Source organism: Pelotomaculum sp. FP, assembly GCF_004369245.1.
Taxonomy (GTDB): domain Bacteria; phylum Bacillota; class Desulfotomaculia; order Desulfotomaculales; family Pelotomaculaceae; genus Pelotomaculum_C; species Pelotomaculum_C schinkii.
In genome coordinates, this window is the sequence record NZ_QFGB01000045.1 from 1 (window position 1) to 11,386 (window position 11,386).

At 53.2% G+C, this 11,386-nt stretch carries 6 protein-coding genes; 3 read left to right on the forward strand and 3 right to left on the reverse strand.

Translation table 11 applies throughout. From position 1 onward, the window contains the following. The 3 genes from Psfp_RS15330 to tsaA form a co-directional block, all read left to right on the forward strand. Positions 1–5,824, forward strand: a 5,824-nt coding sequence (locus Psfp_RS15330; protein WP_134219419.1) for a hemoblobin-interacting domain-containing protein, incomplete at its 5' end; no start/stop codon positions are given. 726 nt (positions 5,825–6,550) lie between these two features. Continuing rightward, positions 6,551–7,297, forward strand: coding sequence for a hypothetical protein (locus tag Psfp_RS15335; RefSeq protein ID WP_134219420.1), 747 nt, complete (start codon positions 6,551–6,553; stop codon positions 7,295–7,297). A gap of 91 nt (positions 7,298–7,388) precedes the next feature. After that, on the forward strand, positions 7,389–8,264 hold the full coding sequence (gene tsaA / locus Psfp_RS15340) for a tRNA (N6-threonylcarbamoyladenosine(37)-N6)-methyltransferase TrmO (protein WP_134219421.1): 876 nt from the start codon (positions 7,389–7,391) through the stop codon (positions 8,262–8,264). Positions 8,265–8,587: 323 nt separating this feature from the next. Here the strand turns inward: tsaA and Psfp_RS15345 are convergent, their stop codons facing one another. From Psfp_RS15345 to rsxA, 3 genes are all read right to left on the reverse strand, one after another. Beyond that, positions 8,588–9,595: an FAD:protein FMN transferase gene (locus Psfp_RS15345; RefSeq protein ID WP_243120708.1), complete on the reverse strand. Its 1,008-nt coding sequence runs from the start codon at positions 9,593–9,595 to the stop codon at positions 8,588–8,590. Positions 9,596–9,901: 306 nt separating this feature from the next. Next, positions 9,902–10,774, reverse strand: coding sequence for an RnfABCDGE type electron transport complex subunit B (locus Psfp_RS15350; protein ID WP_134219423.1), 873 nt, complete (start codon positions 10,772–10,774; stop codon positions 9,902–9,904). Between the two features lie 17 nt (positions 10,775–10,791). Beyond that, on the reverse strand, positions 10,792–11,385 hold the full coding sequence (rsxA, locus tag Psfp_RS15355; RefSeq protein ID WP_134219424.1) for an electron transport complex subunit RsxA: 594 nt from the start codon (positions 11,383–11,385) through the stop codon (positions 10,792–10,794). Between the last annotated feature and the right edge of the window lies 1 nt (position 11,386).

Genomic DNA, 11,386 nt, shown 5'->3' on the forward strand with positions numbered 1-11,386 from the left:
GCCCGGTAACGGCGGGCCGGCAACCAGCGCCCAGCTGAATAATCCCTGTGGTGTAGCGGTGGACAGCGCCGGCAACCTATACATTGCTGAAAGCGGCGGTAAGATCATCCGCCGGGTGGACCCCAACGGCATCATCACCAAAGTGGCCGGCAACGGGGTCTACGGTCAGTCCGGTGACGACATTCCGGCCACCAGCGCTTTGCTATTAGACCCATCTGATGTGACGGTGGACGGCTCCGGCAACCTATACATCGCCGATAGAAGCAGCAGCAGAAATCAAGTACGCATGGTGGCAGCGCATACCGGCACTCTGTACGGAATTTCCATGACGGCTGGAAACATCTACACCGTGGCCGGCAATGGCTCCGCCGGTTTTTCCGGCGACGGCGGGCCGGCCGCCGGCGCCCAGCTAAACAGGCCTTCCGGCGTGGCGGTGGACAGCGCCGGCAACCTTTACATCGCCGACAGCTCAAATTATCGCGTTCGCAAGGTAGACCTCAGCGGCGTCATCACCACTGTAGCCGGCACCGGAACAGCCGGTTTCTCGGGTGACGTTGGCGCGGCCACCGATGCTCAGATATGTGCTGAAGGTGTGGAGGTGGATAGCGCCGGCAACCTCTATATCGCTGACAGCTCAAATTATCGCGTCCGCAAGGTGGACACCAGCGGTATTATCACCACCGTGGCCGGTACCGGAACCAGCGGTTATTCCGGCGACGGCGGGCCGGCCACCAGCGCGGAGCTAAGAAACATTAATAATGTGGCGGTGGACACCTCCGGCAACTTGTATATCGCCGACAGCTCAAATTATCGCGTCCGCTTCGTAAACCTGGCCTCCGGTACGGCTACGGAACTGGCTACTCTTACCTTAAGTGGCAGCCCGGCCTTGAGTTTTACCGGCGCACCCTTCACCTACGACCTGGGCGGCCTCACCCTGGCCGGTACGGACCGGACCGGGGCGGCCTATGACCTCACCGGCCTGCCGGTAGCCTGGACGGTAACTTACGGCCCCGCCACAGTCTCGGGCAGCACTCTGACCATTACCGGCAGCGACACGGTCGGTGTCACTGCTACAGTCTACGGTGTTACCAGCAACATCCTTGATCTTACCGTGGACGGCTCCGGGGCGCTGAACACCCTCAGCCTGAGCGGCAGCCCGGCCCTGAGCTTCAGCGGCGCCCCCTTGAACTTCGACCTGGACGTCCTTACCCTGGCCGGCACGGACCGGTCCGGGGCAACCTATGACCTCACCGGTCTGACGGTCACCTGGGCGGTCTACTCCGGCCCCGCCACAGTCTCGGGCAACACCCTGACCATTTTCAGCAGCGGCACGGTCGGCGTCACCGCTACACTATACGGGGTTACCAGCAACATCCTCGACCTCAATGTGGTCAATATGGGCTTAAATGCCGGCCATATCACCACCGTGGCGGGCAATGGGACCAATGATTACTCCGGTGACGTCGGGCCGGCCACCATTGCTTCGTTGACAAGTGCCTCAAATGTGGTGGACAGCGCCGGCAACATCTTTATAATCGGCAATTACCGCGTGCGCATGGTAGCGGCGGTGACCGGCACTCAGTACGGGATTCCCATGGCTGCCGGGAATATCTACACCGTAGCCGGTACCGGCTCAAACGGTTATACCGGCGACGGCGGTCCGGCCACCGGAGCTCAGTTAAATAGCATTGGTGGTTTGGCGGTGGACAGCGCCGGTAACCTGTATATCGGCGGCGGCTATCGTGTCCGCAAGGTGGACTCTAGCGGCATCATCACCACTATGGCCGGTACAGGAAGCAACGGTTATACCGGCGACGACGGGCCGGCCACCGACGCTAAGCTAAACAATATTAGTGGTTTGGCGGCGGACAACGCCGGCAACCTGTACATTGGCGGCGGCTATCGCGTCCGCATGGTGAACTCCGGCGGTATCATCATCACCTTGGCGGGCACTGGAACCAGCGGTTACTCCGGTGACGGTGATTCGGCCGTCAGCGCTCAGCTAAAAAGCATTAACAGTATGGTGGTGGACAGCGCCGGCAACCTTTACATTGCTGATACCAACAATTATCGCGTGCGCATGGTGGCGGCGGTAACCGGCACTCAGTACGGGATTCCCATGACTGCCGGGAATATCTACACCGTAGTCGGCAATGGAACCAGCGGTTGCTCCGGTGACGGCGGGCCGGCCATCGATGCTCAATTAAACGTCCGTGGTTTGGCGGTGGACAGCGCCGGCAACCTCTACATCGCTGACAGCGCCAACAGTGTCGTTCGCCGGGTGGACCCCAACGGCATTATTAGCACCATAGCCGGTACCGGAACCGCCGGTTTCTCCGGTGACGGCAGCCCGGCCGCCGGCGCTCAGCTAAATAATCCCTATAGCGTGGCGGTGGACGGAGCCGGCGACCTTTACATCGGCGACACCTATAATTATCGCGTCCGCTATGTTAAGCTGGCATCCGGTACGGCGCCGGTACTAACCGCCCTTACCTTAAGCGGCAGCCCAGCCCTGATATACAGCGGCGCCCCCTTGACCTACGACTTGAGCGGGCTCGCCCTGACGGGCACGGACCAGACCGGGGCAGTCTTCCCTCTAAGCGGCCAGACGGTCACCTGGTCGGTAACTTACGGCCCCGCCACGGTCTCGAGCCATACCTTGACCATCACCGGCAGCGGTACGGTTGGTGTCGCAGCCGCACACAGCGGGGTCACCAGCAATACCCTTGAACTTAACGTGAGCGATGGAACCCTTCCCCCGTCCTTGACGGCCGACAGCACCGATAACACAGCCGGGCAGGCCGTGGAAATTACCTTTGCGGATGATCCGGCCTGGAGAGGGGCAATAAGCGAGGTCAGTATCGACGGTGTAGCGTTAGACACGGGGAAATATTCAATAGACACCAGTCAAATCACCATTAGTGGAGACGTGTTCAACACAGTCAAGGATTATGCCATCGCGATCAAGGCCGCCGGGTACGCGGAGGCTTATGTGACGCAGCCAATTGAAACGATCAGGCTTACAATCACCGGGGACGGGGTGGCGGCTACCAAGACGTTTACCATGTCCCATCTCCGGGGAATGGAACAATACCAGCATGTGTACAGTGGTATCAATACCTGGCCTACTAAAAAATGGTACGTAGGAGAAGGCGTCAAATTAAAAGACCTGCTCGCTCAGGCAGGGATAAAAGGAAATGCCGCACTGCTTAAATTCACGTCCAGCGATGGCTTCGTAGTGACGATGACGGTCCAGGAGTTATTAAATGACCCGCGTTATTATTTCCCGCATTTAAGGGATAATGACGAATACGCTGGTCATATTCCCGGCTCTCCGGAGGATGCGGAAGAGGTAGAGCCGATCCTTGCCTTAACAAGCGCCGAAAGTAACGATCCTGCCGATATGAACGGCCAGAGCGCATTACTGCTGATGTACGGACAGAGGGCGGTTACCGAGCAAACAAATAATAATTTTGCTAAGTATGTAGCTAAAATAGAGGTGCTCACCACCGCTCCGCAAAAATGGGATAATCCACGGGCGAATCCGGATAGTGGAGATGTGCCCGTAGGGACCATGGTAGCTCTGAGTAATGACAATATGGACGATGATAAGATTTATTACACCACGGACGGCAGCACCCCGACTGTGAACAGCCCGATGTATAACTGGATTGCCAACCGGTGGTGGGGGTCGCGGCCGGATGTTTTGGACATCATTAATCACCCGATAGAAATTAGAAAGAATACCACCATCAAGGCGATCACAATTGGTCCCGGCAAGTTGGATAGTGATGTTGTCACCTTCAGCTATCAGGTCCCCATTGCCCTGCCCCCGGACCTGGCAGCGGATACTGCGGAGAATGTAATCGGTCATCCGGTAGATATTACTTTTACCGATGATGCGGACTGGCGGGCGGCCATCAGCGTGATCAGTGTTGACGGCGCGGCGCTGGACGCCGGGCAATACTCGAAAGACACCGCCGGCAAAATCACCATCAATGGAGATGTGTTCACCACAGCCAAGGATTATGCCATAGTGATCAAGGCCGGCGGCTACACCGACGCCGGCGTGACACAGACTATAGTGACATCCGTAAAGTGGCCTCCGGTCCTGGCGGCCGACACCACCGATAACACCACCGGCCAGGCGATTGAGCTGACCTTTATGGACGATCCGGACTGGCGGGCGGCCATCAGCGAGGTCAGAGTTGAAGGTGTGGCGCTGGACGCCGGGCAATACTTGAAAGACACCGCCGGCAAAATCACCATCAGCGGAGATGTGTTCACCATAGCCAAGGATTATACCATAATAATCAAGGCTGACGGCTACACGAACGCCGGCGTGACCCAGATCATAACCGAGGGGTTGGTGGAAAAGGCGCCTCTCCTGACCTGGTCCGGCGATCCCAAAACCTCTCAGACCATCACCTGGCTGATGCCCAGTACCTGCGCCACCGCCAAGGTCCAGTACCTGAAGTCGGCCGACTATACCGGCAGCTTTGCCGCGGTACAGGAAGCGGAAGCTACCGGCCGGGCCTTCGGCGCCTCTGGGGAATACAACCTGTTTTCAGTCAATCTGACCGGGCTGTCGCCGGGGACGCAGTACGCCTACCGGGTAGGAGTTGGGGAAGACTGGGGCCAGGTGCATAGATTTACCACGGCCCAAGATACCGACAGATTTTCCTTCCTTTACCTGGGTGACGTTCATGCCGGTTATAGCACTGGATGGGACAGCCAATGGGACGCACTGCTGCAATCAGCTTATTTCAACTATCCCGACCTGAAGTTTTCCCTTCAGGGTGGGGATTTGACGGACGAAGATAGTGAGACGGAGTACAGGCAGTTCCTTGGCGCGGCCACAGGGATTTTTTCCCGGATCCCCTTTATGCCTGCCATGGGGAACCACGACGGTCCCTTCTATTTGGATTTCTTCACCCTGCCGGAAAACGGCCCCGGCAGCCTTAAAGAAAGGTTTTACTCCTTCGATTACGGAAACGCCCACTTCGCCGTTTTGGACAGCTCCAGCAACGGTGTCGCGGCGGCTGCCGAGTGGTTGCGGCAGGACCTGCAAAACAGCCACAGCCGGTGGAAGTTCGTGGTTTTTCATCACCCGGCTTACTACAATTATAACGACGGGAAAACAACAATTTATGATGCAATCAAGGAGAACTGGGTCCCCATCTTTGAGGAAAACGGTGTGGACATGGCCTTTGTCGGCCACCAGCACGTGTACATGCGGACCTATCCGATGTACCAGGGTATGATCAAGGACAATCCGGCGGATGGCATCGTTTACGTAATGGGCGTTTCGGGGAGCAAGTTATATGGCGCCGGATCCGGTTACGACTATGTTGCCAAAGAACTGGCCAGTGTCAGTAATTATCAGGTAATCAACATCGACGGGGATACCCTTACCTTAATCGCCAAGGATGCCTCCGGACAGGTGATTGACAGCTATACGCTCATGAAGCAGCCGGTTGACGGCCATGCTGTTTACATCATCACACCGATGGCCGACGCGGCTTACCAAACCGGCGCCACACCTGAGGGGATCAAAACCATGACTGTAAATGACGACGTTTCCGGAATGAAATATTTCAACGTGCATATTGCCCCGGTAAGTGCGCATGACGGGCTGGAAGCGGTGGTCTTTACGCATCTAAGAAACGGTGTCCAACTTAGCTTAAACGTGACCAAAGCTGATTTTGACGTGGTGGATACCGCCCACGCCGGCTTTAACGTGCAGCCCGGTGATCTGGTCAAGGTCTATATCGTTGATGATTTAACCAATGAACCTGATTGTAACCCGACGATTTTACAATAAGACAAGCTTTTGGCGGAAGCTAAAATCAGTTACGGGCAAAGGGGAAAGTAGCGCTTCCCCTTTGCTGAAGCAAAGAAATCAATGATAGCTTTGCACCGCCATTAAACATCAACGATACACTTGTTGCGGCAGGAAGTGAAAACAAAGGCTATTTTCTCCTTATGTTTAATTTTTATATTGATGTTGCTACCTTCCAATACATCATACCCTAATGACGGTTCTGTCCTGCAGCGGATCTTGCATCTTTTGACACTCGCGCAACACAATAGAGAATTGGTACCGGCGCCGGGAGTGCATCAAATCCTGGCGCTTTGTCAGTCAAAGGGTATTGAACAAAATTGGATAAGCAGGAAACATATATCTAGTATAGAAAAATATACACCACCTTAATTTTTTCCGAGCCGGGTGGCCTGAGGCAGACCATGGTTGCCGGCCTGTGGTGTTTTTACTCAATAGTACAGGGATTGAGCGCGATGTTGTATAATGCTGCCTATTGCGCTTAAGCCCGCTAATTAGCGGGCTTAAGCGTATATGAGCGTTTGTAATAAATGGCATAGGGGAAGGCAAAAGGAAATATACATGATAAAGTATTGTACAGGTGGACCATTTTTTCCTTAAAAACGAATGTTGCGCATACCCCGTAATCAGGCGCTGACGCGCTGGGTGCGGTTGAAATCCACATTTCTGACAGGGATAATGGTTTGATACAAATAAAAAGGTGAGTTGATGAATATGCTGGCAGTAGCGACAAGTTATCTGGGATTAACAGACGAGCAAAAATTTGGGCCTGTATTTATGAAGTCATTCGATGATTTTATGGTGGTTAAGCTCAGTCCCTGTGGCGATTTAGAGGAAGGACGGCTGCAACTATGTCAACCTGAGGGGTATGGAGATCTGTTGAAGAATATTCAGAAGTCCTGGAACGCATCACAATCCTTGCTGGAACTCCGGGGCCCAAAGGCCAAACTGCAAAGAATGGTGCGTTATATGTTTTTTTTCGACGAGGAAAAGAAGTCTGAAAAAGTTTTACTGGAAGGACGCGATGGAATAACCGACTTTCCATGGGCCGTGCAAATCGTTGTGATTCAGCTGCCGGTAAAGGTTTTAGAGCAGGATCTGGAATGGATACGAAAAGCGGATACCATTGTTTTGCTTGATTCGGAAAATGAAGCAGGCAGGGATTTTGCGACTGGAATGAAAACGATTTGTCCGGATATCCCCATTTTTTCAGAAAAGGTCCAGGAAGGCTTATCGCATGACCTAAAAGTCAGCCTGGAGGTTTTGTTTGCTGATTATATAAAAAAAAGGAATAGAATCAAAGATATATTGAATGCACGGCATCCGGAGCTGCAAATAAGCTGTACATCAGCCCACAGAATGGCCGGGGAGTTGGGGGTTAATTTGTTTCTGGTCGGCAGTGTATGCGATGAACTGGGCTACAGGATAACGCAATGTGGGTTAGGCTGTTTTTGAAACAGGCCGGTTGAAATAGATTTTCATCCGTCTCCGGTGCAATGTTGGCGGCGTCAGGGCCAATATTTATGATTTACGGGAGCTGATAAGCGTGGTCTTAGTTCCGAAGGAAGCGGTTTCCATTCAGCCGGTTGGCGTTGTTGTTTCCGACTTTAAAAAAGTTAGCCGCGCTTATGATTATCACAGAGAAAGCGTAATTTACATGAGGGAAGATCTCACGGACGCTCTCATCGGGATCGAATACTTTTCCCATATCCATGTGATCTATCACCAGCATCGCAGGCAAGACTGGCTGGAACTGGTTGAATGGAAAAAGGAGCAGCCGCCAATAACATTACCTGTCGCCGGCGAACCGGTCTGCCGGGGGGTATACTCCACCCGGTCTCCGTCCCGTCCTTCAGCGATGGGGTCGTGCGTTGTTGAGCTCATCAAATGTGAAGAGAACCGTCTTTATGTCAAGGGGTTGGATGCCCTGGACGGCACTCCCGTCCTGGACATTAAAATCTATATTCCCCATTATGACGCGTTTCCATTAGCAGAAACACCCTTAAATTGTTGTATGAGGAATGAACTGAGCGCCACCTCCCGGCGTTTGCACTGGGATACCATCAACGTCGGGCTCGCTCTGGGGCTCAGGACGGGCGCCAGGGCGTTACAGGCCTTGGGTATCAGCCGCGGCGAAGCGTCCAGAGCGGCAGTGGCCGGCGGGCATTTCTTTGCGCAGGGAATAGAGGGAACTACCGGGTGCAGTATTTTGCGGGGCAATATGATTTTTGAAGAACTCAATACATCGCCGGGACAGTGGAAACTGAAGCTTGCAGGTAAAGACAGTGAAGCAGAAATCTGGCTCAATGATCATATCTACTCAGGTGCAAGTGAAGTACTGGAGGCCGGCGAGAATATATTGTTTGCCGCAGTTAATAAAAACGAAAACGCTCAATCGATAATTAAAAAGCCTCTTGGGTAGTGGGCGTGGGGTTATCCTCCGCTCTCTTCGCAATTCTCCATTTGTGTACTAAGAACATCATGACGACCGCATTCACAGGTAGCCACCCATTACCTACGCGCTATTTAGGCTTTGCTGCATGCAACGCACGCGCTAAGGAACGCACCCAGGTGCTCCTCATCGCTTTCGGATAACCCCACACCCGCAAGTCGGGTCTTTATCAGTCTGCACATGAGACGATTCTCTGCTTTTTTCTCATTGCTACCACAGAAAGAGAGTAACAACAAGAAAAGTCCCCATTGTCACATGTTGAACAATGGGGACTTTTCTCGTTGTCACATTTATCAATTCTGATTAATCTGGTAGTCGCCGTCCCCGGTGAATTCCAGCTGGTCATTCAGATTTTCAGTGTAGGACACTTGCTTGTCCGTATCGATAAAGATGGCCCCGGTGTCGGGCAGCTCCTGCACAAAGCCCATGCCTTTTTGCGCCCCGAGCACAAACAGCGTTGTAGATAAAATATCCGCATCCGTGGCTGAATCTGCAACCACTGTGGCTTGCATTACGCCCCTGGCTTGCTTTCCGGTAGATGGATCTACAATGTGGTGGTAGCGGACTCCGTCCTGCTCAAAGTAGCGCTGGTAATCACCTGATGTCACTACCGCTCTATCTTTTACGTACAAGATCCCGATGATGCCCTTGTCGCCGCGCGGGTCCTGCACGCCGACCCGCCAGGGCGAGCCGTCCGGCTTATCGCCAAGGGCGTAAACATTGCCGCCGGCATTAATAATGGCATGTTGTATCCCCATATCTCTAAGGGCCTTGACCGCCTCATCTGTGGCATAGCCTTTGGCCACACCGCCCAAATCCAAACTCATCCCCGGTTGCGCAAGAAAGACCGTCATATTATCAGGGTCAACCTGGACTTTGTTATAGTCAACCAGGCTTAGCGCCCTTTTTATTTCCTCATCAGCCGGAACACGCTGCTCACTTTTTCCAAAACCCCACAGGTCCATTACCGGCCCTATGGTAACATCAAAAGCTCCGCCGGTTGCACTGGCAAAATAATGTGAACGCTCGATCATGTTTATTGTATCGGCGCTGACCGCAACGGGTTTTGTGCCGGCATTTTCGTTGAGCTTAACTACATCGTTTGAGGTTATGGTTTGTTCCAGCTTTTGAAATCTATCAGTTAAACTATGAATCCTTTCAAAAGCGCCGAAAGCTTCCTCCAAAGCCTGCTGTCCTTTCTCTTTATCCTCACTATATACGGTTATTTGGATCAAGGTATCCATAATGAATTTTTCACCTGAAAATCCCTGCATGGCGGCAGGCTTTTGAACACATCCCATACTAAACAGAGTAATACAAAAACTAATAAGCAGAACCATATACTTAAATATGTTTAATCACCACCTTAAGTATTTTATAAACACGTCTAAATCATTATAACCCGGTTTTGGGTTTGCCATAAGGTTTTACTTTCATTCTCAGCAGTTTCGCTTATAAAACAATACCTGTTCATCAGCTTATAAAAACGCCGGGCAGCTTGCGAAAGGCAAGCCTGCCCGGCGTACACGCCTTACCAGTCCTCTTAACCGCGCCGGAAACTGCGTCTGTTCCCCATCACGCGTTTAGGAGTCCTGTCTTTTCTAAGTTTATTGGGCAGGCGCCTCTACCTGCGTCGTTTCTGCAACTGCCGGTTTGGGCTTTTGCTGAGGAGCGCTGACCGGCCTTGGAAAGACATGGATGACGTTGGCGGGACACTTCTTGGCGCACGCCGTGCAATTTTTGCACTTGGTGTAATCAATGACCGCGTGGTTATTGATTACATGGATTGCATCGAATTTGCAAGTTTTTTCGCAGAGCTTGCAGGCGATGCAGCCGATGGCGCAGATTTCCCGGGTAACTTTTCCCGGATCGACGGAACTGCACCCGACCACGACACGGGTCTTGTCCGGCACAATCTCGATCAGGGCGTTTGGGCAGGCCTTGGCACAAAGCCCGCAACCGACGCATTTATACTTGTTGATCACGGCGAGACCGTTTTCAATCCTGATCGCGTCATATGCGCACACATTGACACAGTCTCCGAAACCCAGGCAGGCCGTTTCACATGCGCCCCTGCCCCGGAAGAACAGTTTGTTCGCTTTACAGGTCTGGTGGCCTTGATAATCCATAGCATAGTTGGTCCTGTCCCGGGAACCGGAGCATTTCATGATGGCGATCTTGCTGGAAGCGCCCTCGAACTCCACGCCGAGAATGCTGCTGACCTCCATCGCCACAGCGTCGCCTCCGGGGGTACAGAGATTGGCTTTGATGGCGTGTTCCTCGTCCTTGGCCAGCGCATTGGCATAGTCTGCGCAGCCGGCGAAGCCGCAGGCTCCGCAGTTGGCTCCGGGGAGCGCGGCCAGGACCTTTGCGGCGGTCTCGTCCATCTGGACCGCCATAAACTTGTCGGCGATGGTCAGAATGCCTCCTGCCAGGAGCCCCATAGCCGTAACAATGCCGACCGGTATGATGAATTGCATAGTCTAATTCTCCTTTCTTAGTGCCCGAACAATCCGTCAATCACGCCGGAAAAGCCCATGAAAGACAGTGAAACGATTGAAGCGGCGATGAGGACTGCCGGGATACCCTTGAAGGCTGCCGGAAAGTCGTTGTTCTCTATGCGCTGCCGGATCCCGGAGAAAAGGACCATGGCAAGCAGGAAGCCAACACCGGCGCCGAAGGAATTTAACAGTGACTGAAAAAATGTATATTTTTCGTCGATGTTGAGGATCGTAACGCCGAGGACGGCGCAGTTGGTCGTGATCAAAGGAAGATATACGCCCAGGGATTGGTGCAGCGAAGGCACATATTTTTTCAGGGAAATTTCCACCAGTTGGACCAAAGCGGCGATGACCAGGATGAATACGATGGTCTGCAGGTATCCGATCTTAAGCGGCGCAAGCAGGCCCATCTGAATCGGATAGGTCACTGCCGTGGCCAGGACCATGACGAAAATGACCGCGAGACTCATGCCGACGGCGGAATCCAGTTTCTTGGAAACGCCCAGGAAGGGGCAAATGCCGAGGAACTTGACCAGTACGAAATTGTTGACCAGTATGGCGCTTAATATAATGATCATCATTTCTTGCATT